The organism is Flavobacterium gillisiae (assembly GCF_900107635.1).
Classification (GTDB): domain Bacteria; phylum Bacteroidota; class Bacteroidia; order Flavobacteriales; family Flavobacteriaceae; genus Flavobacterium; species Flavobacterium gillisiae.
This window is the reverse complement of record NZ_FNRD01000001.1, coordinates 561,046-586,052: the sequence shown is the minus strand read 5'-3', so window position 1 is coordinate 586,052 and position 25,007 is coordinate 561,046. Positions and strand designations below refer to the sequence as shown.

The following is a 25,007-nucleotide window of genomic DNA, read 5'->3' as shown; positions in this document are numbered from 1 at the left end:
TAGTTTTTAGTTTTTAGTTCAAGTTTTAGATTAAGATTTACAGCAGCCCAACCTGGATTAAATAAAAAATCCCTCCCGTCTCGTTTTCAAGAACAAGACGAGAGGTTTTTTTTTGAAATTATTTTTAAAGAATACCGCTGATTTTTTCTACCACATAGAAACATAGATTTTTTCTTAGTATACAAAAGAAGCGTCACTTTAATCAAAGAGCAAACTATCTGAAAAATAATTTTCTTTGCCATTCTTCTATTTACAGAGTAAAGCTATGATTCTATGTGGTTAGCTTTTCTTTATCTCGAAAGATTAAACCATATAAAGTCATCTAAGTTTTCAAAAGCTTCTTCGATGAATCGAACATACCAATCACAGCATTCAAACTTACATTAAATAGAAAATCGGTTCCGTTAGTAAAACGGAACCGATTTTTTTATTCTAGAAAACAATTAATTATTCTCAAAGATCTAAACTCTATTTTCTAAAATCTAGAAAAACAAAAAACTACTCCTTAGCCTTTGTCAAATAATAAACTGGAATACCCATTAGCATAATCACAACACCCCAACCGCTAGTACTCGTTTTAGTGTACAGTAAGGCAATACAAATTGCACTGGCGACAATAATGTAAAGCGCCGGTAAAAATGGATATCCAAAAGCTCTATACGGTCTTTCAGCATCTGGCATTTTTCTGCGAAGAATAAATATTCCTAAAATTGTAAGTATATAAAAGATCAAAACTATGATAACCACAAAGTCAAGTAAATCACCATACTTCCCTGTCAAACACAAAGCCGAAGCCCAAAAACACTGTGCCCAAATAGACCATGCGGGAACACTAGCTTTGTTTAGCTGAGCCGCTTTCTTGAAGAAAAGACCGTCTTGCGCCATTGTATAATACACTCTGGCACCAGCCATAATCAGTCCGTTGTTACAAGCAAAAGTCGAAATCATAATCATCACTGCAATGATTAACGTCCCTATAGCTCCAAAAATATATTGCGAAGCCACTACTCCAATACGGTCTGACGGGGCAGTAGCAATTTCTTGCAACGGTACTACAGCCAGAAACATCAGATTAGCCAAAACATAAATAACACATACTATTGAAGTTCCTAAAAACAAACTCAATCCCACATTGCGTTTTGGATTTTTAATCTCCCCTGCAATAAAAGTAACTCCTTCCCAGGCAACGCTCGAAAACATCGAACCCACCAAAGCTGCTGAAATTGCAGAAATTAAGGTCACTCCGCTTATCGGCATCCACGAACCGCTTGCTACGTCAAGTGACGACGAAGCCCAAGCATTTGTCCAGTTAGCATCCCAAACCTCAGCCTTAGCAGCAAAAAATCCAAAAAGAATTAGACCTGCCAACGATAAAATCTTAATCACCGTTAAAACAGTTTGAAGGATCTTAGAGTTTTTCACTCCGCGGCTATTGATATAGCTCAGTAAAACAATCGTAAAGATCGAAACAATCTGTGCGGCATTCAATTTGAAATCGCCTATTTCATATAAGATATTTGAATCACTAAAAGCTGGAAACAGATAGGCTGTAAACTTAGCGAAGGCAACTCCCACGGCAGCGATGGTACCCGTTTGTATCACAGCAAAGAAACTCCAGCCGTAGAGAAAACCAACGAGTTTTCCGTAAGCCTCCTTAATATATACATACTGTCCGCCCGCTTTTGGAAACATGGAACTCAACTCCCCGTAACTCACGGCCGCAACCACCGTAATTACTCCGGTGAGCACCCACATCGCAATCAGCCATCCTGCCGAGCCCAATTGGCGCACCATATCTGAACTAACTATAAATATTCCCGATCCAATCATGGAACCCACCACCAGCATGGTTCCGTCTAGTAATCCGAGTTCTCTCTTAAAATCGTCTTGGTTATCTTCTTGCATATTTTGGTTTTTGGTTTTTTTGGTTGGCTAAAGATATACTTTTTTTGGAAATCCCAATATTTTATACCTATAAGAACAGTTAAACCCCAAATCAAAAATGGCTGCACTACCATTTAAATCATTTGGGCGTGTCCATGCCTCCACTCCGTTGCGGTACGGTCAGGCTATTCGCTACAATCTCTCTTGTCTCGTCTCGTTTTTAAACGAGACGGGACAAGTGAGGATTTTCACTACTATCCCTCACGCAACGAAACGATATAATCAATGACTACAACGGTGAAATAAGACGATTCAGTTTACGCCCATGTAATGATAACAATGGTGCAATTGCATTCCACGAATGTACTGCATCACAAACGGAGATTCCTCCTTTGTCGGAATGACAAGATAATTAAAATGAAAAAGCCGAATTAATTAATTAATTGTGAATAAAACAATATATATTTGAGTAACGGATTATGAGCTATTGAGAAGCGCATATTTACTAGTTCACAGTAATTTCACGACATTGCAACAAACAATCGAAAAATTAAAAATGCAACCATTACAAATAGATAGACTCCTAACGGAAAGATTAATTCTTATTCCGTTTACAATACAAATTTGCAAAAATATTATGAACGATGATTTTGGTGATTTATCTATAATGGGATTAACGAAAGGTAAAAGCTGGCCTGATGCTGATGTTATAGAAACTTTACCCAAAATAATTAATAATTTATCTCAGGTTGAATCACCTACTGGATTTGAATCATGGATGATCATCAAAAATGACACATTAGAAATAATTGGCGACTTAGGTTTTAAAGGGTTCAATCATGACGAAGAAAATATCGATATTGGATATGGCATCATAAAAGAAGAAAGAAAAAATGGTTATGCGGAAGAAGCCTCAAAAGGACTTATAAAATGGGCCTTTTCAAACAAATTTGTAAAGGAAATAACCGCACGATGTTTAATTGACAATATTAGTTCTATCAATCTACTAAAGAAATTAAATTTTATAGAAATGAAGAATGACAACGAAATGATGTATTGGACATTACAAAACAAAGAATAATCCGCGCCAGTAATGCATCGCAATTAAAACCCCTCCTTTGTAGCAATGACCAGATTGAGCAAAAAAAGCTGTATTTATTAAAAATACAGCTTTTTTTATAGTGTAAACAGAAAACGGTTTTCTTTATTTCGTTTTCATTGGTGGCAAATCAAATGCCTTAGATTCATGATCAAAATTGCTACGGTGCGAACCATCGCAAAAAGGCTTATTAGAAGACAATCCACAACGACAAAGACCCAAAGCCGTTCTTCCTTCTAGTCCATATACTTTACCGTCGCAGTCCATTATTACGAAATCACCTTCGATCTTAATAGATCCGTTGCTATTGATTATTAGTTTTGTTTTGCTCATAGTACTCTTTATTTTTTTGAGTTCAAAGATTGCAAAATATATGCTCACCATTTCACATCGCCCTACTTTATTTTGACATCAAAACCCTAATTTATCTTAATTCTATTTTACACCATTGCTATGATGCTAGGAAACCAACCCGTTTGGTCAACACATTCAAAAAAACACAAGTCATCATATCGGCAGTTTATTTATTTTTTCGTACTTTTAGTATCCTATTTAAATGAAAATTCTCGCTTGAGAAATCCCCACTTCAGCAAGATGTAAAAAGTCATTTAAGATTAAAATCTTCGGCATAGAAATACTGATTCGCTATTTAAAATAACTTCTTCATTTTTAGCGATACATTTTTAAATTACGCTGAATCACAAAAGGAATAGTTAACTAATAAATTGATAGTATGGAAAATTTAAAACGTAAACCAAAAAATGATTTTAACTGGGAAGCTCAGTGGCAACAATTGTACATATTGACAGAACACCTGTACTCTGACTTACAATTCTACAAAGATGATTTGAAATTCTTATACCATCTTGTTGACAAATATTTCATGGGACTCACACATAATGCGAATTTGGATGAAATGCGCGAACTAGCCAAAGAGTTGTCTGACGAAAGTAAATGTTGCGATGAATTACAAGATAAAACTGCCCTTCATTTGAAACATCTAGCTGAACTTATTGATGCTCCCTATAAATATGATTCCCATCAAATAAGAAAGGAACACGAAAAATTAGACAATGAGATCGTCTCGTTTGTAAATAAATTTAGAAAAAACAAAAAAGAAATATTTGCCATTACAGAAAAAGTGATGAAAAAAGAAATTCAAAAAAGGCTAACGGCATAGGTTAATTACGTCCAATCTTTGAAATTTTTACGCTGATTGCTTGGGGCGATGGATTCTTTTGGATACGAATGGATAATAGCACCCAATAAAGAGGATGTCAGCCCTGATGAAATGTAAAAGCGTTTTGACAAAATATTTACCACGTAGCACTAAATATAACATAGGAACAGAAGATTCCTCTTTCTACTCCTTTTTCGAATACTACAAATACATCCAAATCCTGAAAATTTTAAGGATTTGGATGCATTTTTTATATAGCAGCACACCGAACTGCTTCACTATTTCCACCTTTACAATACATTCCATTTTTATGTTTCAAAAGCACCTCCTTAATATCCTATTTGAGATCTTTTATACCAAAAATAAACCTTAATTTAGTATTCCTTTTCTAAAGCTACTATCAGCTTCACTGTTACTATAAAAACAGTAAAAAGAAAAGTCAAAATTAGCATTTAAAATTATGGAAGCACTAAAAATAGGATGGATTGGCCTTGGAAACATGGGAAATCCGATGGTACAGAACTTATTAAAAGCGGGATTTGAAGTAGTTGTATTTAATCGTACCAAAGACAAGGAAAAAGAACTAACCGCATTAGGAGCAACTTCTGGAGCCTGTCCGCAAGAGTTGTTACAAACCTGCGATATGGTAATTACTATGTTATCCAATGATGCTGCTGTCAAAGAAGTTTTTGAAAGTGAAAACGGATTGCTATCTCAGGATAATCCTAACAAACTCATCATCAATATGAGTACCGTTTCTCCTGAAACTTCTCGCTATTTAGCTACGATATGTACCGCTCATCAGCTACATTTTATTGACGCTCCCGTTTCCGGAAGTGTCAAGCCGGCGCAGGATGGTACCCTAGTGATTTTGGTGGGAGCCACTGATGAAGACTATCTTCTTGCAAAACCTATTTTTAATGTTTTGGGAAAGGTTTCTATTCCTGTGGGTGAGCCTGGCAAAGCAAGTTCAGCCAAATTAGCTATTAATTACTTGCTGGGACTAAACCTTCAGGGACTAGCTGAAACGATTATTTTTGCAGAAAAAAGCGGCGTACGAAAAGAAGACATGCTATCCATAATAAATGAAGGCGCTTGTGGCAATGGCATAACGAATATCAAAGCCAACTCCATTTTAAACGATAGTTACCCCGCAGCTTTTGCACTCAAGCACCTAGTTAAAGATCTGAGACTGGCCAAGGAAGCCGGTTTAGACTCGCCACTAATCCACCCGTTGTATGATAGCTATAAAGCAGCTCAAAAAGAGGGCCTTGGTGATGAAGATGTAATGGCGATAATAACGAGCCTTAGAAATAAATAGCAACCTTTTTCCTTCCGATAATAAAATCATCGAAGTTCACGACAACAAATAAAACTTAAAACAATCACAGTAAATAAATAAACAATATGGGAATATTCTCGGCACTTCTTGGTAACGCAGGAGCGGTAACTCAAGAACAATTAACAACACAGTACGGGCAACTTTTAATCGACGGAGAAGAGATTGAATTAGGTTTTAAACTGATTCGCGATACCTTTATATTTACCACCAAACGTTTAATATTGGTCGATAAACAAGGCTTGACTGGAAGTAAAACGGAGTACAAATCCATCTCTTATAAAAGCATTTCCAGATTCAGTATTGAAACTGCAGGAACTTTTGACCTTGATGCCGAATTAAAAATTTGGGTTTCGAGTGAACTACAACCTAGCATAAAAAAGCAATTTAATAAATCCGTTAATGTGTACGAGGTGCAAAAGGTGTTAGCTCATCATGTTTTAAAATAAATTCGGACTAGCTCATAAAAAAAACTCCCAGGGAATCCTGGGAGTTTCTATTTTGTGAATTTTATAAAAAACTAACTTTGCTCTAATTATAGTACGCGATTAATTTGAGTTACTTTCTTTTTATAATATTTTTCTTTAACCGAAGAGATCATTACACCTCCGCTTACCGAAGCATGAATAAATTTGATATCACCATCGACTGCTTCTACTACCATACCAACATGATTGATTTGTCTTCTACCGTTTGTTTTAAAGAAAATTAGATCTCCTTTTTGAGCATCTTCACTATCGACCTTCACTCCATATTGCGACTGTTCAATAGAAGTTCGCGGCAGTTGAATATCAAAATTACTAAAAGTAGTACACATTAAACCGGAACAGTCAAAACCATCCTTTGTGGTTCCCCCCATGCGGTATCTTGTCCCGATATTTTCTGAAGCGGTAGAAACCAATTGATCTAAGAAATCAGTTCCGTGAAAAGATTTTACATTGTATTTTGAATCTGAATTCCCCATTTCATTAGTTGACCCAGAATTACTATTTGAAGCAATCGCCTCAACAGCTTTATTACTTCGAATGTTTAACTTATAACCTACTGGAAGCCCCCTAACAATTTTCGGATTTTGTTTTTCTAACTCTTTTACTGAAATCCCGTATTCTTTAGCGATTCCATATTTTGTTTCTTTTGCCAATACTTCCCGCACCACTTCTGTTTCCGTAGCGACAACGTTAGCAATGGGTTCAACTATAGTCTGGACTTCAGTTTTCGACACCGCTTTATCTGCAACGACAACTTGTTCTGTTTTTATAATTTTAGCTTCAGGGTGAGACTGCTGCACTGTAGCTGTAGATTCCTTGTTAATTTCTTTTTGAACAGCTGCTAATACCACTTTGTTATCCTCTTTTACCGGAATTATGATCTTCTGACCAATTTTTAAAGCTTCTGTTTCAAGAATAGGGTTTGCTTTATCTATATCCGCTACCGTAATTCCGTATTCTCTTGCAATAGAGTATTTTGTTTCTTGTGCTACAATTTCACGCACAACTCCTTCAGATGATGTTTCTTTTGCCTCATTAGATTTCACAACAAAGTTCGATTCTTCTTTTTGAATTACTTTTCTTTCCGGAAAAGCATTTTTTTGAATTTCTTTTATTGGTTCTGTAATGGCTACGGCTGAACTTTGATTTAATTCTGTTCCTGGAATTCTAATTTTGTCTCCCTTTTTTAATCCTGATTTCTGAAGTGTAGGATTAAGTTTGTTTATATCTTCAACGGTAACTCCGTATTGTTTTGCTATGCCGTAAAGTGTTTCTTTGGGAAGGACAGTATGCTTTTTTTCAGGATAAGTATTGGCAATTTCTGATACTGTATTCTTGGTTTTCGAGACCGCTGCGGGTATTAATATAACTCCTTTGAATTTTATCCCTTTTCGTGCATCAGGATTAAGTTCATAAATAGCACTGGGCTTAATTTTATAATGCGCTGCGATCTGAGTAATAGTTTCTCCCTTAGAAACGGTATGCTCCGTATACTTTTCTTGTGAAAAAGCACTTACACTACTTAATAAAACAACTACAAAGACCCAATTAAAAAACCGCATAAATTTCATTTAAATTTCACCCTACAACTCCTATCTCACTGAATAACAAAACAATAATACAATTTTATTTTCATAAAATCTCAAATCGTACTATAATAACGTCGATACTCGAAGATATTGCATCTCTACAATGCGAATTTAACCTATAAATACAAATATCTTACTATTTTAACATCTCTTTATAATCATTTTAACAAACTTAAAAAACATAAAAAAACGCCCTATTTTCACAGGGCGTTTTTCACATATTACAAAACTTAAAGTTATGCTTTTCCAGCTGCAATTAAATTCAATGCTGAACCTGCAACGAACCAACCAATTTGTCCTTCATTATAAGTATGATTAGCCATGATAATATCTTTACTTCCATCCTCATGAACGAATTCTATTGTTAATGGTTTTCCTGGAGCGAAATCTACTAAATCCGTAAAGTTAATAGTATCGTTCTCTTGAATTTTATCATAATCAGCTTCATTAGCAAATGTCAATCCTAACAACCCTTGTTTCTTAAGGTTTGTTTCGTGGATACGTGCAAATGATTTCACTAATACTGCTTTCACACCTAAGAAGCGTGGCTCCATTGCCGCGTGCTCACGTGAAGATCCTTCACCGTAGTTATGATCTCCTACAACAATTGAAGGAACACCCGCTGCTTTATAAGCACGAGCTACAGCAGGAACTGCATCATAAACTCCAGTCAATTGATTCTTAACTGTATTTGTTTTTTGGTTGAATGCATTGATAGCGCCAATCAACATATTATTTGAAATATTATCTAAATGTCCACGGAAACGCAACCATGGTCCTGCCATAGAAATGTGATCAGTAGTACATTTTCCAAATGCCTTGATAAGCAATTTAGCAGATGTAATATTTTTCCCGTCCCATGGAGCAAACGGAGCCAATAATTGTAAACGTTCTGAAGTTTCACTAACAGACACTTGAATACCTGAACCATCAGCAGCTGGAGCCTGAAAACCTGGGTCTTCTGCATCAAATCCATTTTTAGGCAACTCATCTCCTGTTGGCGCCTCCAACATCACTTCCTCACCATCTTCATTGATTAACGTATCTGTCAATGGATTGAATCCTAAATCACCTGCAATCGCCATAGCAGTTACCAATTCTGGCGAACCTACGAATGCCATTGTATTTGGATTTCCATCAGCACGTTTAGAGAAATTACGGTTGAAAGAGTGAACGATTGTATTACGCTCTTCTTTTTCAGCCCCTTCTCTATCCCACATTCCGATACATGGTCCACAAGCATTTGCAAAAACTGTCGCTCCCATTTTATCGAAAATATCGATAAATCCGTCACGTTCTATCGTATAACGAACTACTTCAGACCCTGGAGTAATCGTGAACTTAGACTTTATTTTTAATTTTTTATCTGTAACTTGTTTAGCTATTGAAGCTGCACGAGCAATATCTTCATAAGAAGAATTGGTACAAGAACCAATCAAAGCAACTTCGATTTTCAAAGGCCAATTATTTTTAATAGCCGTTTCTTTCATTTTAGAAATTGGCGTAGCCAAATCCGGCGTAAAAGGCCCATTTAAATGTGGCTCTAATTCTGATAAGTTAATTTCGATAACTTGGTCAAAATACTTTTCTGGATTAGCATAAACTTCAGGATCTCCTGTTAAGTAATCCGCAACTTTATCTGCAGCATCAGCTACATCAGCTCTGTTAGTAGAACGCAAGTAACGCCCCATTGAAGCGTCATAACCAAAAGTAGAAGTAGTAGCTCCTATCTCAGCACCCATATTACATATAGTTCCTTTTCCTGTACAAGACATAGACGTCGCACCTTCTCCGAAGTACTCAACGATAGCACCCGTTCCACCTTTTACAGTAAGAATTCCAGCAACTTTAAGAATTACATCTTTTGGAGCTGTCCATCCTGACAACTTTCCTATTAATTTAACACCTATAAGTTTTGGAAATTTTAATTCCCATGCCATTCCTGACATAACATCTACGGCATCTGCTCCACCTACACCAATAGCAACCATTCCTAATCCACCTGCATTTACAGTATGTGAATCAGTACCGATCATCATTCCTCCAGGAAAAGCATAGTTTTCAAGAACTACTTGGTGAATAATCCCAGCCCCCGGTTTCCAAAAACCAATTCCGTATTTATCAGAAACTGACGAAAGAAAATCAAAAACTTCATTACTTTGTGTTTTTGCTCTGGCCAAATCGGTTACAGCATCAACCTTAGCTTGAATCAAGTGATCACAATGTACCGTTGTAGGAACCGCTACCTGAGCTTTTCCAGCATGCATAAATTGCAACAAAGCCATTTGAGCCGTTGCATCTTGACAAGCAACTCTGTCTGGAGAAAAATCAACATAATCAGTTCCCCTAGCAAAAGCTTTAGATGGTTTACCGTCCCAAAGGTGATTGTATAAAATTTTCTCTGTCAAAGTAAGTGGGTGACCAACAATCTCACGTGCAGCATCAACACGACTCGTCATGTTGTCATACACTTTTTTTATCATTTCAATATCAAACGCCATATATATAATTGTTTTTTATTATTGTTTTTCAGACACCACAAGGTACAAAAAATAGAGGAGCTATAAAAATAAAAAAAAGCCTGAATCATAGACTCAGGCTTTTAGATATAATTAACTAATCTCAGTGATTACATCACTAACAATTTATGAGATGGTGCAAATTGAGTTAGATTAATACCTTTTACTGCTGCTTTATATTCATCCATAGTAGGAGTTCTACCTAAGATTGTAGACAATACAACAACAGGTGTTGAGGAAAGTAAAGATTCTCCTTTTTTACCTTCAGAATCTTCTACAACTCTTCCTTGGAAAAGACGAGTAGAAGTTGCCATTACCGTATCTCCTTTTTCTGCTTTTTCTTGATTACCCATACATAAGTTACATCCTGGACGCTCTAGATATAAGATGTTTTCGTATCCAGTACGAGCTACTCCTTTTGGAGCATTATCATCAAATTCGAAACCAGAATATTTTTGTAAAACTTCCCAATCTCCTTCAGCTTTCAATTCATCTACAATATTGTAAGTTGGAGGCGCTACTACAAGTGGTGCTTTAAACTCAACTTTACCATATTGTTCATCGATATTCTTCAACATTTGAGAAAGAATTTTCAAATCCCCTTTGTGGACCATACAAGATCCAACAAAACCAAGATCTACTTTTTTCACTCCTCCGTAAAAAGAAAGTGGTCTAATAGTATCGTGCGTATATCTCTTAGAAACATCTGCATTATTAACATCTGGATCTGCAATCATAGGCTCTTCAACTAAATCAAGATCAATAACCACTTCAGCAAAATACTTAGCATTTGCATCTGGAGTTAAAGCTGGCTTCTCACCTGATCTAATATCTGCGATTCTCTTATCAGCAATAGCTATCAATCCTTTAAGAACTTGCTTAGCATTATCCATTCCTTTATCAATCATGATCTGAATTCTTCTCTTAGCGATCATTAATGATTCGATCAAAGTTTCATCTTCAGAAATACAGATAGAAGCTTTCGCTTTCATCTCTGCAGTCCAATCTGTAAAAGTAAATGCTTGATCAGCAGTAAGAGTCCCTAAGTGAACCTCAATGATTCTTCCTTGGAACACATTCTCTCCACCAAATTGTTTTAACATTTGAGATTGAGTAGCATGAACTACATCACGGAAATCCATATAGGTTTTCATATCTCCTTTGAACGTAACTTTTACTGACTCTGGAATTGGCATTGAAGCCTCACCAGTGGCAAGTGCAAGAGCAACTGTTCCGGAGTCCGCTCCAAAAGCGACTCCTTTTGACATTCTTGTATGAGAGTCACCACCAATAATAATCGCCCATTCATCAACAGTGATATCATTAAGTACTTTATGAATTACATCCGTCATTGCAAGATATTCTCCTTTTGGGTCACGAGCAGTAATCAACCCGAAGTCATTCATGAACTTCATTAATCTAGGAATATTTGCCTTAGACTTATTATCCCAAACTGAAGCAGTATGACAACCTGACTGGTAAGCACCATCAACAATTGGTGAAATCACAGTAGCAGCCATAGACTCTAATTCCTGAGAAGTCATCAAACCAGTTGTATCTTGTGAACCCACAATGTTTACCTCTACACGTACGTCTGAACCTGCGTGTAAAACTTTACCTGGAGTGGTACCAACTGCATTTTTATTAAATATTTTTTCTACTGCAGTAAGTCCTTGTCCTTCGACAGAAACTTCTTTTGACGGAGCAAATACAGGAACGATATCGATACCTAAAGTTTTCGATGCAAAAGTTTGCAATTTTTTACCGAATACAATAGCGTATGAACCACCCGCTTTTATAAATTCCATTTTTTGAGGCGTGAACGCTTTAGAAATATCTATCAGCTCTTTGTCCCCATTATATAATTTCTTAGTTTTTGTATTGATCGTAAGAACTGTACCCGTAGCAACAGAATATGCTTCTTCTAAAACAACATCTCCATTTTCATTACGAACAGCGTTCCCTTTTTCATCAAGTACTTTTACCCAGTTTTTAAGATCTAAACCAATTCCACCAGTAACGTCTACAGTAGTAAGGAAAATTGGCGAAATACCATTTGTTCCTGCTACGATAGGAGCAATATTAATAAAAGGAACATAAGGACTTGCTTTTTTACCAGTCCATAATGCTACGTTATTTACACCTGACATTCTTGATGAACCTACACCCATCGTCCCTTTTTCTGCAATCAACATCACACTTTTGTCCGGGTGTTGTGCTTGTAAAGCTTGGATTTCATCTTGTGCTTCAGGAGAAATCAAACATTTTCCATGAAGTTCACGATCTGAACGGGAATGTGCTTGGTTTCCTGGAGAAAGTAAATCAGTTGAGATATCTCCTTCACCAGCTACATAAGTAACTACCTTAATCTCTTCAACAACTTCTGGAAGTTTTGTAAAGAACTCAGCATTAGCATAACTTACTAAAATTTCTTTAGCAATTTCATTACCACTTTTGAACGCAGCTTCTAGACGCGCTGTATCTGCTTCGTAAAGAAAAAATTGTGTTTTTAATACTTTTGCAGCTTCTGTTGCAATTACAACGTCATTCCCTAAAGCTAAATCAAGTAATACTTCGATAGAAGGACCACCTTTCATATGTGACAATAACTCAAAAGCAAAAGCAGGAGTAACTTCTTTCACGACAGATTGACCAAGAATAATTTCCTTTAAAAACACAGCTTTTACAGCTGCAGCCGGAGTAGTCCCTGGAACAACATTGTAAGTGAAAAATTTAAGAGACTCTTCGCGATCTGCGTTATCTGAATCTTTAATTTGTCCAATGATTGCGCTTAGTAATTCAGCACCATCAATAGGCTTTGGGTTAAGCCCCTGACCTTTTCGTTCTTCGATTTCCTGTAGATAATCGTTATAAATGTTCATAATAGAATTCTTTTCAATGTTAAAGGCTATTTTTTTTGATCATCTCAAAATCAAAAGCCATAATATCTAGCTGTTTTTTTTGTTTTTTCGTAATGCAAATTAACGAATTTAAGATGAGAATTAAAAAAATTTAATAGAAGTGACCTTTTTAAAAATTATTATTGCTAAATACTAATTTTTAATGCGTATAATTGGGAAAATATAAAAATTTTAACATTTTAATGATTAATCCATAATTAATCATTTGTATTCCTATTATTCCTAAAGCTCAAAAATCACGACATCTAAGAAAACGTTATAGTTCACATCAAAATTCAAGTTTAAAACAACCAAAAAGTTACATTTTAAAGCAATTTAGCAATTATCATTTCTTCAGTTATACCTTCAGCATCTGCTTTATAGTTCTTAATTATTCTATGACGAAGTATTCCTATTGCAACAGCTTTTACATCTTCAATATCTGGTGAAAACTTACCATTAAAAGCAGCGTTCGCTTTGGCAGCTAATATTAAATTCTGAGAAGCTCTTGGCCCTGCTCCCCAATCCAAATAACTTTTAACAAATTCATTAGACAACGGATTGTCTGGACGTGTTTTACTAACTAAAGTCACCGCATATTCAATGACATTATCCGCTACTGGAATTCTGCGTATCAATTGCTGAAAATCTATAATTTCCTGCGCAGTAAACAATGGACTAATGGTAGTTTTATTATCTGAAGTTGTGCGTTTCACTACCTGAACTTCTTCTGCAAATGAAGGATACTCGAGTTTGATAGCAAACATAAAACGATCTAATTGTGCTTCAGGTAAAGGATAGGTTCCCTCTTGTTCAATCGGGTTTTGTGTAGCCAAAACAAAGTAAGGCAAATCCAACTTATAATTCTCACCTGCTATAGTAACAGATCGCTCTTGCATTGCTTCTAGCAAAGCTGCCTGGGTTTTTGGCGGCGTACGATTGATCTCATCTGCCAGAATGATGTTCGAAAAAATTGGCCCTTTTATAAATTTAAATTGACGGTTTTCATCTAATATTTCACTTCCCAAAATATCTGATGGCATTAAATCAGGAGTAAACTGAATTCTCTTAAAGTCAAGTCCCAAAGCCTGAGCAAGCGTATTTACCATTAATGTTTTAGCTAATCCCGGAACCCCGACAAGAAGCGCATGCCCTCCTGAAAAAATACAAAGTAACACCTGATCGACCACCGCATCCTGACCCACAATAATTTTTGCGATCTCGTTTTTTAATTCATTACGTTTCTGAACCAAATTATGTATTGCTGCTACGTCAGACATTTTTAAAGGGGATTTAAATTAAAAAAGAGTTAACTCTATGAATTCATAAAGCTAACTCTTTTTATTTATTTTAGAAAAATATAAAATTTATTTTTTTAACCAATTGTTTGTGAAATCACAATCTCTATATTCTCCAAGGATTTTAATATAGGTTTCTTTGATTTTTTCATCAAACCATTTTCCAATTGCTTTGATTTGCTTTTCTTTTAATGCTAAATCCTTAATTTTAATATAATCTGTAGCATAATCAGCGACATGTTCGTTGATTCTATTAGTAACCGTTACTAACTTATAACTTTTCTTTCCGTTTTCATCAGCATTTAATATCGGCTGAGAAATACTATCATCTTTTAAATTAGAAACCTCACTATAAAGACTTGGATCCATTTTAGTCATTTCAAAACGGGTATCTTGTGTCTTTGGGTTAATTAAAGACCCACCATTTGCTCTGGTTTCTTTTTGATCAGATTCTGTTCTGGCCGCTTCTGCAAAAGTGATTTTTTTATCAATAATTTTACTTCTAATCAGAGTGATTTTCTCTTTAGCTGCAGTAAGAGCTTCTTCTGAAACTGAAGGAGTCAATAATATATGACGCAATTCAATTTCTTGTCCTTTAATTTTTTCTACATAAATAATATGAAAACCAAAATCAGTTTCGAATGGCGCAGATATTTCACCTTCCTGAAGACTAAACGCAACATCTTTAAATTCTTTTACAAATGGCGTTTTTCTATTCATTTTATAGTACCCTCCATTTGAGCTTGACCCTGGGTCTTTTGAATATAAAACCGCTTTTGTAGAAAAACTAGATCCTTCTTCTACTTCTTTTTTAAATCCGTTCAACTTGTCAATTACCTTTTGCTTCTCTGCATCTGAAACTTTAGGCGTGATTACAATTTGAGCTACTTCCATTTCCGCTCCAAAAAGAGGCAATTCATCTTTAGGAATTGATTTGAAAAAATTACGAACTTCTTCTGGTGTAATTTCTACTTCTTCAACGATTTTCTTTTGCATTTCTGAAGAAAGTTTGTTCTCTTTCAAAATATCAAAGAAATAACTTCTAAATTCTTCTTCAGAATTCTTCTTGTAATACTTTATTACTTTTTCCATAGAGCCAATTTGACCTACCATGTAGCTCAGTCGCTCTTCCATCATTCCTTTTACTTCAGCATCTGTCACTTTTACACTATCTTGAATGGCCTGATGCGCATATAACTTATCCTCAAGTAACTTTCCTAACATTTGACATCTAGTAATATCTTTAATGGAATTACCTTGACTTGACAATTCCAAATAAGACTTGTCTATATCTGAATCCAAAATAATATAGTCCCCCACTGTGGCAATAATACCATCGATTTTTTGTCGTTGATTTGTTTTAATCTTTTTAACAGGCGTAACTACACTATCTCTAATAATTTCTTGCGCTCTACTAATAGTACTTGAAAACAGTAAAAGAAAAAATATAAGTGCAATTCTACTATTTATGGACTTCATTTGTATTGTTTTTAATGGCATTATATCAATTTTATATTTTAATAAAGTATTCTAATTTTCATTGGGCTGAATCCCTTTTATATAGCCCCTGCGGCGCGTCGCCAAATATACACTTTAACTATCAGTAAATAAAAATGTTCTTACAAACAATTTCCAAAAGTTAAAACGAACAAAAATAGCAATTCAATTACATAATACAAGTTTCCATACTAGTATTAACAAAAAATTATAAGGGCGTTTAATCATTCCGAAACCAACGCTATGTCCTAATGAGCTAACCCCATTTATCATTACTGCCGAACGACTTATAAATTTAGGAACCAGTTGTTACAGCAGACCTAAGGGATTGTAAAACACTTGAATCTAAACTATGATAGAATTTAATATCCATAAACCAATATATTAATTTATAATTCGTTAAAACGAGATAAAATTAAAAACAAACCTAAATAACAAAAACGCAAACACCTCATTTTTAATAAAATATAAATACTTATCAACACTACAACGTTATCGTTAACGGATTAAAAGTTTAACTGATATACCATCCATTAATTTATATACATTAGCCTGACAACAACACTGTTATTCGTAAATAATTACCCAAATAAAACCCATATCGTAAATCAATAACGCATATAATAGTGAATACCTTAACATTTAGCTTTTTCAAAAAACCATTTCCTCCCGAATTTAAAATACAATCCCCAAATACATTTATCAACCAACCTACAAAATCATGAAGAAACCAAATTTAAAAGTTGCTATGTTAGCAGCCTTAACTATCTGCTTCTACTCCTGTAATTCAAATGACGAATTACAAGGCCCTTCTGCAGAAACGAAAGCATTAAGCAAAGTAATTGATGTCACCCACCATGATGGCCATCCGTTTAGTACTGGCAAATCCATGACAACATCAACTACAGGGAAATATGTAGCTAATCCTGGCGGTGGCGTAATGATGCAAGCTTTTTACTGGGACGTGCCCGCTGGCGGAAACTGGTGGAATACACTAGGCACAAAAGTAACAGCATGGTCAAATGCCGGTATCGGTTCAATTTGGCTTCCTCCGGTATCTAAAGCTCAAAATGGCCCTTTCTCTATGGGATACGATCCTACTGATTATTTTGATTTTGGAAATTACAACCAAAATGGAACTATAGAAACACGTTTTGGTTCTAAAACAGAATTAGTTAGTCTAATTACAAAAGCGCATACCGAAAATATTCAAGTCTATGCAGACATGGTTCTAAATCACAATAGCGGCGGACAGTTAGAAAGCAATCCTTTTACAGGAACCCAAACCTATACAAATTTCACTGGCGTTGCTTCAGGAAAATTCCCTAGAACAAGTGCTGATTTTTATAAAAACGCCTACGGTAATAATGACGAAGGCGCTTTTGGCGGATTTCCTGACTTAGCACACGTGACACCAAACGTCCAAAACTGGTTATGGCTCCGAACAGATGGTGTAGGAAAATATTATAAAAACACCATGAAATTTGACGGATGGAGATTTGACTACGTCAAAGGTTTTGCCCCATGGGTAGTTAAAGACTGGAATACTAATGTTGGTGGTTTTTCAGTTGGAGAATACTGGGATTCAAATGTAAACACATTAGAATGGTGGGCAAATAATGCCAACAGTTCTGTATTTGATTTTGCCTGCTATTACAAAATGAACGACGCATTTGATGGTAATAATTTAGCTCTATTAAATGACGACATGATGTGGAAAAGAAATCCATATAAAGCAGTCACGTTTGTCACCAACCATGATACAGACGAAATATATAATAAGCAATTGGCGTATGCTTATATTCTAACTCACGAAGGTTATCCAACAATTTTTTACAGAGATTACGAAGAATGGTTAGACAAAGCCAAAATGAATAACTTGATTTGGATTCACAATCAAAAAGCTACCGGAACAACTTCAATTTTATATGCAGATAATGATGAGTACATTGCCAGAAGAAATGGTTACAATGGAAATCCAGGACTAGTTGTATACATCAATAATTCTTCTTCATGGCAAGAAAGATGGGTTCCTACGAATTGGACCAACGCTCAAATAAAAGACTTCACAGGCAATTCCACATGGATTCCAACAACGCAAAGCGATAAATGGGTAAAAATCCAGTGCCCTCCAAACGGTTATTCAGTTTGGTCGATAAACATGTAAATCCTAAATATTTCGAATATAAATGAGGCTGTTTTAAAAGACAGCCTCATTTTTTTTATTCACATTTATAAATAGTACTTTTGCAAACTATTTACATCATACATGAGCTTTTTAAAAGAAATACAAAGAAGAAGAACTTTCGGGATTATATCACACCCCGATGCAGGTAAAACGACGCTTACAGAAAAACTCCTACTTTTTGGTGGTGCTATTCAAGAGGCGGGTGCTGTTAAAAATAATAAAATCAAAAAAGGAGCCACGAGTGATTTCATGGAGATTGAACGTCAGAGAGGAATTTCTGTTTCTACCTCCGTTTTAGCATTTAACTACAAAGAGAAAAAAATAAATATTCTTGATACTCCTGGGCACAAGGATTTTGCCGAAGATACTTTTAGAACCTTAACTGCTGTTGACAGTGTCATAGTGGTAATTGATGTTGCGAAAGGTGTCGAGGAACAAACAGAAAAATTAGTCGCGGTTTGTAGATTGCGAAAGATACCAATTATTGTATTTATCAATAAGATGGATCGTGAAGGAAAAGATGCTTTTGACCTGATGGACGAAGTGGAACAAAAACTGGGACTCACAGTTACACCGCTTAGTTTCCCAATAGGAATGGGTTATGATTTCCAAGGAATTTATAATTTATGGGAACAGAACATCAACCTATTTAGTGGAGACAATCGTAAAAATATTGAAGAAACTATCGCTTTTTCAGATGTGCAAAATCCAGAATTAGAAAAAATTATTGGACAGAAACCTGCAGATACTTTACGTGAAGAGCTGGAATTAATTGATGAAGTCTATCCAAAATTTGATCGTCAAGATTATTTGGACGGAAAATTACAACCGGTCTTTTTTGGTTCTGCATTGAATAATTTTGGAGTTCGCGAACTATTAGATTGTTTTGTTGAAATCGCGCCATCACCAAGACCAAAAGAATCTGAAACAAGATTGGTTGACCCCAAAGAAGAAAAAATGACTGGTTTTGTTTTTAAAATCCATGCGAATATGGATCCTAAACACAGAGACAGATTAGCATTTATTAAAATTGTATCTGGTACTTTCGAAAGAAATAAACCATATTATCACGTTCGTCAGAAGAAAAACTTAAAATTCTCGAGTCCAAATGCCTTTTTTGCTGAAAAGAAAGAAATTGTAGACATCTCTTATCCTGGTGACATTGTAGGACTTCATGATACAGGGAATTTTAAAATTGGTGATACTTTGACAGAAGGAGAAATCATGAGTTTCAAAGGTATTCCAAGTTTCTCTCCAGAACATTTCAGATATATCAATAATGCTGACCCAATGAAAGCTAAACAGCTTGATAAAGGGATTGACCAGCTGATGGATGAAGGTGTAGCACAGTTGTTCACCCTGGAAATGAATAACAGAAAAATTATCGGAACGGTAGGAGCTCTTCAGTATGAGGTTATCCAATACCGTTTAGAACATGAATATGGAGCAAAATGTACCTATGAGAATTTCCCAGTACATAAAGCGTGTTGGGTAAAGCCAGATGATGCAAAAAATGATGAGTTTAAAGAATTCAAACGCATCAAGCAGAAGTTCTTAGCAAAAGACAAATATGGCCAATTAGTTTTCCTTGCCGATTCAGATTTCACGATTAAAATGACGCAAAACAAATATCCAAGTGTGAAATTATTTTTCACATCAGAATTTGAATAACATCTTTTAGATTTAAAATATAAAAAAACGCTAATGTAAAAATTAGCGTTTTTTTTTTGTGGTTATAAATATTTGATTTTAAATCATATCTTAAGCTAATGCGCTTTCAAAGTTCACTGCTTTCTTTAAAAAAGCTTTTATCAACAAACGATTAGGTGCTAATCCAGAAGTCATAATTTGCTTCTTTGTATTGATTCCTTCAGTAGAAATAGTACTATTTGGATCTTGTTTTGAACCCATGAACCAAAGTACAAATTCCACATTTGAAGTTGCCTTATTGTCTTCTTTTACTTCATTACTAGTAATATCATTTGTCGTAGATATAACTGTATTGTTTTGAGAAGTTTGACTAAATACTGAAACATTCGATACTAAAACAAAAATAAACATAAAGAAAATAGTTACTGTTTTTTTAGAGTCGTTACGTTTAGAAAAGTTGTTCATAAGGGGCTTTGTTTGTGAAAAAGATAATTTATATCTTTATTTCTAATACAAAACTAAGGTATCAATACCCTTATCAAAAATATTTTCGACAAACAACCATAAAACTCGTTTAGCTACAGAAATAGACCCATTTACAACCAACTATAGTACCATAATAATGAAAACAAGTAAATCACCATCGTTTCCAGTTTAAAAGCTATGAAAGTATTGCACAAAAAAAGGCTCCATTTCTGGAGCCTTTTTCTATACAATTATGCTTGTCCCGCCGGACCAAAATTTAGAGGTATTGGAGGTTGTTCAGTGTCTTTAATTTCGCCATGGGCTTGTTCAAAACGGTGAATATTCTCTCCAATTGCCTTTAATAATCTTTTGGCATGTTGCGGTGTCAAGACAATTCTTGATTTCACTTTGGCCTTAGGAATACCAGGCATGATACTTACAAAATCGAGAACAAATTCTGATGACGAATGGTTGATTATCGCTAAGTTAGAATAAATTCCTTCCGCTGTTTTCTCATCCAATTCAATATTAATCTGCTCCTGCTGTTGTTTAGAATTACTCATATCTTAGTTTTAATAAATATATTCCTCTTTGTTTGCCATCATATCATTGTAATCTTCTTTAGAACCTACAATTGTATGATCATACTCTCTCATACCTGTTCCTGCAGGAATTCTATGTCCTACAATTACATTTTCTTTCAATCCTTCTAAGTAATCAATCTTACCTGCAACAGCAGCTTCGTTCAATACTTTAGTAGTCTCTTGGAAAGATGCAGCAGAGATAAATGATTTTGTTTGTAGCGATGCTCTTGTGATACCTTGTAAAACAGGAGTACCAGTTGCAGTGATAACATCACGAGCTACAACAATATTTTTATCGTTACGTTTCAGTAATGAATTTTCATCACGTAATTCACGTGGAGAAACGATCTGACCTTCTTTCAAGTTAGCTGAATCACCAGCATCCTCAATTACTTTCATACCATATAATTTGTCATTTTGAAGGATAAAATCTTTAGTATGAATCAATTGATCTTCTAAGAACAATGTATCTCCTGGATCTTGAACTCTAACTTTACGCATCATTTGACGTATTACTACCTCAAAGTGCTTATCATTAATTTTCACCCCTTGTAGACGGTATACTTCTTGAATTTCATTTACCAAGTACTGTTGAACAGCAGCAGGTCCTTTAATTCTCAAAATATCTTCCGGAGTAATTGCTCCATCAGACAATGGTACACCAGCTCTAACGAAGTCATTCTCTTGAACAAGAATTTGACTTGAAAGTTTAACTAGATACTTTCTAACATCACCAAATTTAGATTCGATAATAATCTCACGGTTACCTCTTTTAATTTTTCCAAAAGAAACAACACCATCGATTTCTGAAACTACAGCTGGGTTAGAAGGGTTACGAGCTTCAAGCAATTCAGTAATTCTAGGTAAACCTCCTGTAATATCTCCTGATTTAGAAGAACGACGTGGAATTTTAACTAATACTTTACCTGCCTTAATTTTCTCACCGTTTTCAACCATCAAGTGGGCTCCAACAGGTAAGTTATAAGAACGTATCAATTCACCATCTTTACCATAAACTAATAAAGTAGGAATTAATTTTTTAGCTCTTGACTCAGAAATTACTTTTTCTTGGAAACCAGTTTGCTCATCAATTTCAACCATGAATGACTGACCTTGCTCTAAATCTTCGTAAGCAATTTTACCAGTGAATTCCGAAACAATAACTCCATTATATGGATCCCATTTACAGATAACTTCACCTTTGTCAACTGACTGACCATCTTTCACAAAAATACTTGAACCGTAAGGAATATTATGTGTGTTTAAAAGAATTCCAGTTTTCTCATCAATTAATTTCAATTCAGTAGAACGAGAAACAACGATATCAACGGCATTTCCTTCACCGTCTTCACCTTTAACAGTTTTTAAATCTTCGATTTCAAGCTTACCCTTGAATTTTGTTATGATACTTGATTCCTCAGAAATACCACCCGCTACCCCTCCAACGTGGAAAGTACGTAATGTTAATTGTGTTCCTGGCTCACCAATAGATTGCGCTGCAATAACTCCTACTGCTTCACCTCTTTGTGTCATTTTTCCAGTAGCTAAGTTTCTACCGTAACATTTAGCACAAATACCTTTTAACGCTTCACATACAAGAGGAGAACGAACTTCAACTTTCTCGATTGGAGAAGCGTCAATAGTTTTCATTATAGCCTCAGTAATTTGTTGTCCAGATTCAACTAAAACTTCATTAGTTAAAGGATTTATTACGTCTTGCAATGCAACACGTCCTAAGATTCTCTCTCCTAATGATTCAACAATTTCCTCATTCTTTTTCAATGCTGATACTTCAACACCTCTTAATGTTCCACAATCTTCGATGTTAACAATAACATCTTGAGAAACATCATGTAGTCTTCTTGTTAAATATCCTGCATCCGCCGTTTTCAAGGCAGTATCCGCAAGACCTTTACGCGCACCGTGAGTAGAAATAAAGTACTCAAGGATTGAAAGACCTTCTTTAAAGTTAGAAAGAATTGGATTTTCAATAATTTCACCACCACCAGCAGTCGATTTTTTAGGCTTAGCCATCAAACCACGCATACCAGTTAACTGACGAATTTGTTCTTTGGAACCCCTTGCTCCAGAATCAAGCATCATGTAAACCGAGTTGAAACCTTGTTGGTCTTCTCTAATGTTTTTCATTGCTAATTCTGTCAATTGAGCATTGGCAGAAGTCCATACATCAATAACTTGGTTGTAACGTTCGTTATTTGTAATAAGACCCATGTTATAATTTACAGAAATACCTTCAACTTGCTCTCTAGCATCTGCGATTAATTTTGGTTTTTGATCTGGAATTCTAATATCCCCTAATGAGAATGACAATCCACCTTTAAAGGCAAATTTATACCCCATATCTTTCATGTTATCCAAGAAGGCAGCCGTTTCAGGTACACTAGTTGAATTTAATACATGTCCAATAATATCTCTAAGGTTTTTCTTAGTCAATACATCATTGATATATCCTGCTGCTTCTGGCACAACCTCATTAAAGATCACACGACCAGCAGTAGTTTGAATAATTTTATACACTAATTCTCCAGCGTCATTAAAATCTTTTGCTCTAATTCTCACTCTAGCATTTAATTCTAAACAACCTTCGTTTAAAGCGATATTAACTTCTTCCGCAGAATAGAAAGTCAAATCTTGACCTAAAATTTTCTTTTCTGGAGTAGACAAACGTTCTTTGGTCATATAGTATAGACCCAAGACCATATCCTGAGAAGGTACTGTAATTGGCGCACCATTTGCAGGATTCAGAATATTATGAGAAGCCAACATTAACAATTGTGCTTCAAGGATAGCTTCTGGTCCTAATGGTAAATGTACCGCCATTTGATCCCCATCAAAATCCGCATTAAATGCAGTACAAACTAAAGGGTGCAATTGGATTGCTTTTCCTTCAATTAATTTTGGTTGGAATGCTTGTATACCAAGTCTGTGCAAAGTAGGAGCTCTATTCAGTAATATAGGGTGACCTTTAATTACATTCTCTAGAATATCCCAAACTACAGGCTCTTTTTTGTCTATTATTTTCTTAGCTGATTTTACAGTTTTTACAATTCCTCTTTCTATCAATTTACGGATAACGAAAGGTTTGTATAATTCGGCAGCCATATCCTTAGGGATACCACATTCAAACAATTTCAATTCAGGTCCAACAACAATTACCGAACGAGCAGAATAATCCACACGTTTTCCAAGTAAGTTTTGACGGAAACGTCCTTGCTTACCTTTTAGGGAATCAGATAATGATTTTAATGGTCTGTTTGATTCTGTTTTAACAGCAGAAGCTTTACGTGTATTATCAAATAATGAATCTACAGATTCTTGCAACATACGTTTTTCGTTTCTTAAGATAACTTCTGGAGCTTTAATCTCCATTAATCTTTTCAAACGGTTGTTACGTATAATTACACGACGGTATAAGTCATTTAAATCTGAAGTTGCAAAACGACCTCCATCAAGTGGCACAAGTGGACGTAATTCTGGTGGAATAACAGGTACAACTTTCATAATCATCCACTCAGGACGATTTTCACGGTTCAAGTTAGACTCACGGAAAGATTCAACAACTTGTAATCTTTTTAATGCTTCAGTTTTACGTTGTTTAGACGTTTCAGTGTTAGCATTATGTCTCAATTGGTAAGACAATTCATCAAGATCAATTCTTGCTAATAAATCCATAATACATTCTGCTCCCATTTTGGCAACAAATTTATTTGGATCAAAATCGTCAAGATATTGATTATCTGCAGGAAGAGTATCTAAGATATTCAAATATTCTTCTTCTGTTAAGAAATCTAATCTTTGTACTGATTCACCCTCACCATTTTTTGCAATACCAGCTTGGATTACTACGTATCTTTCGTAGTAAATGATCATATCTAATTTCTTAGAAGGAAGACCAAGGATATAACCAATTTTGTTAGGAAGAGAACGGAAATACCAGATATGAGCAATTGGCACAACAAGGTTGATGTGACCAACTCTGTCTCTACGTACTTTTTTCTCAGTAACTTCAACACCACAACGGTCACAAATGATTCCTTTGTAGCGAATTCTTTTGTACTTACCACAAGCACATTCAAAATCTTTTACTGGTCCGAAAATTCGTTCACAGAAAAGACCGTCACGCTCAGGCTTGTGCGTACGGTAGTTGATAGTTTCTGGTTTTAAAACTTCACCTCTAGACTCTTTCAAGATAGATTCTGGAGAAGCTAAACCAATAGATATTTTATTGAATCTTTTTACAGGATTCTTATCTTTATTGTTATTATTATTTCTATTATTCATCATAGTTTTTACTATTGATTTAATT

The 25,007-nt window shown here is 35.2% G+C and carries 16 protein-coding genes; 6 read left to right on the top strand and 10 right to left on the bottom strand.

Features of this window, described 5'->3' with window-relative positions; genetic code table 11:
* Positions 1-498: 498 nt before the first annotated feature.
* Entirely contained in the window at positions 499-1,905 is a 1,407-nt protein-coding gene (locus tag BLV35_RS02670; RefSeq protein WP_091084310.1) for an APC family permease, read from the bottom strand.
* A 535-nt stretch (positions 1,906-2,440) separates the two neighbouring features.
* On the opposite strand from BLV35_RS02670, the gene BLV35_RS02665 reads away from it, so the two are divergent.
* Entirely contained in the window at positions 2,441-2,965 is a 525-nt protein-coding gene (locus BLV35_RS02665) for a GNAT family N-acetyltransferase (RefSeq protein WP_091084853.1), read from the top strand.
* A 123-nt stretch (positions 2,966-3,088) separates the two neighbouring features.
* Here BLV35_RS02665 and BLV35_RS02660 read toward each other — a convergent pair whose 3' ends face one another.
* On the bottom strand, positions 3,089-3,316 hold the full coding sequence (locus BLV35_RS02660) for a CDGSH iron-sulfur domain-containing protein (RefSeq protein WP_091084308.1): 228 nt from the start codon (positions 3,314-3,316) through the stop codon (positions 3,089-3,091).
* Positions 3,317-3,716: 400 nt separating this feature from the next.
* Here BLV35_RS02660 and BLV35_RS02655 point away from each other — a divergent pair, with 400 nt between their 5' ends.
* The 3 genes from BLV35_RS02655 to BLV35_RS02645 all read left to right on the top strand — a co-directional run bounded on the left by BLV35_RS02655 (position 3,717) and on the right by BLV35_RS02645 (position 5,951).
* On the top strand, positions 3,717-4,163 hold the full coding sequence (locus BLV35_RS02655) for a hypothetical protein (protein WP_091084305.1): 447 nt from the start codon (positions 3,717-3,719) through the stop codon (positions 4,161-4,163).
* A gap of 460 nt (positions 4,164-4,623) precedes the next feature.
* The gene (locus tag BLV35_RS02650; RefSeq protein WP_091084303.1) at positions 4,624-5,484 is read left to right on the top strand and encodes an NAD(P)-dependent oxidoreductase; all 861 of its coding nucleotides are present in this window, start codon (positions 4,624-4,626) and stop codon (positions 5,482-5,484) included.
* 86 nt (positions 5,485-5,570) lie between these two features.
* Positions 5,571-5,951, top strand: a complete 381-nt coding sequence (locus BLV35_RS02645) for a PH domain-containing protein (RefSeq protein ID WP_091084301.1) — start codon at positions 5,571-5,573, stop codon at positions 5,949-5,951.
* An 86-nt stretch (positions 5,952-6,037) separates the two neighbouring features.
* Here BLV35_RS02645 and BLV35_RS02640 read toward each other — a convergent pair whose 3' ends face one another.
* The 5 genes from BLV35_RS02640 to BLV35_RS02620 form a co-directional block, all read right to left on the bottom strand.
* Positions 6,038-7,552, bottom strand: a complete 1,515-nt coding sequence (locus BLV35_RS02640; protein WP_091084851.1) for a C40 family peptidase — start codon at positions 7,550-7,552, stop codon at positions 6,038-6,040.
* A 263-nt stretch (positions 7,553-7,815) separates the two neighbouring features.
* A complete protein-coding gene (locus BLV35_RS02635; protein WP_091084298.1) occupies positions 7,816-10,080 on the bottom strand; it encodes an aconitate hydratase in 2,265 nt (754 codons plus the stop codon).
* A gap of 128 nt (positions 10,081-10,208) precedes the next feature.
* Positions 10,209-12,980, bottom strand: a complete 2,772-nt coding sequence (locus BLV35_RS02630) for a bifunctional aconitate hydratase 2/2-methylisocitrate dehydratase (RefSeq protein WP_091084295.1) — start codon at positions 12,978-12,980, stop codon at positions 10,209-10,211.
* 344 nt (positions 12,981-13,324) lie between these two features.
* Entirely contained in the window at positions 13,325-14,278 is a 954-nt protein-coding gene (locus tag BLV35_RS02625) for an AAA family ATPase (RefSeq protein WP_091084292.1), read from the bottom strand.
* A gap of 87 nt (positions 14,279-14,365) precedes the next feature.
* Positions 14,366-15,796, bottom strand: coding sequence for a peptidylprolyl isomerase (locus tag BLV35_RS02620; protein WP_091084289.1), 1,431 nt, complete (start codon positions 15,794-15,796; stop codon positions 14,366-14,368).
* A gap of 718 nt (positions 15,797-16,514) precedes the next feature.
* On the opposite strand from BLV35_RS02620, the gene BLV35_RS02615 reads away from it, so the two are divergent.
* Both BLV35_RS02615 and BLV35_RS02610 read left to right on the top strand, forming a co-directional pair.
* Positions 16,515-17,960: an alpha-amylase gene (locus BLV35_RS02615; protein WP_091084285.1), complete on the top strand. Its 1,446-nt coding sequence runs from the start codon at positions 16,515-16,517 to the stop codon at positions 17,958-17,960.
* 102 nt (positions 17,961-18,062) lie between these two features.
* Positions 18,063-19,652: a peptide chain release factor 3 gene (locus tag BLV35_RS02610; RefSeq protein ID WP_091084282.1), complete on the top strand. Its 1,590-nt coding sequence runs from the start codon at positions 18,063-18,065 to the stop codon at positions 19,650-19,652.
* A gap of 90 nt (positions 19,653-19,742) precedes the next feature.
* Here BLV35_RS02610 and BLV35_RS02605 read toward each other — a convergent pair whose 3' ends face one another.
* The 3 genes from BLV35_RS02605 to rpoC form a co-directional block, all read right to left on the bottom strand.
* On the bottom strand, positions 19,743-20,096 hold the full coding sequence (locus BLV35_RS02605; protein WP_091084280.1) for a hypothetical protein: 354 nt from the start codon (positions 20,094-20,096) through the stop codon (positions 19,743-19,745).
* Positions 20,097-20,347: 251 nt separating this feature from the next.
* Positions 20,348-20,659, bottom strand: a complete 312-nt coding sequence (locus tag BLV35_RS02600) for a DUF3467 domain-containing protein (RefSeq protein WP_091084277.1) — start codon at positions 20,657-20,659, stop codon at positions 20,348-20,350.
* 9 nt (positions 20,660-20,668) lie between these two features.
* Positions 20,669-24,985 carry a DNA-directed RNA polymerase subunit beta' gene (gene rpoC / locus BLV35_RS02595; protein WP_091084274.1) on the bottom strand — a complete coding sequence of 1,439 codons (4,317 nt, stop codon included), beginning with the start codon at positions 24,983-24,985 and terminating at the stop codon, positions 20,669-20,671.
* Between the last annotated feature and the right edge of the window lie 22 nt (positions 24,986-25,007).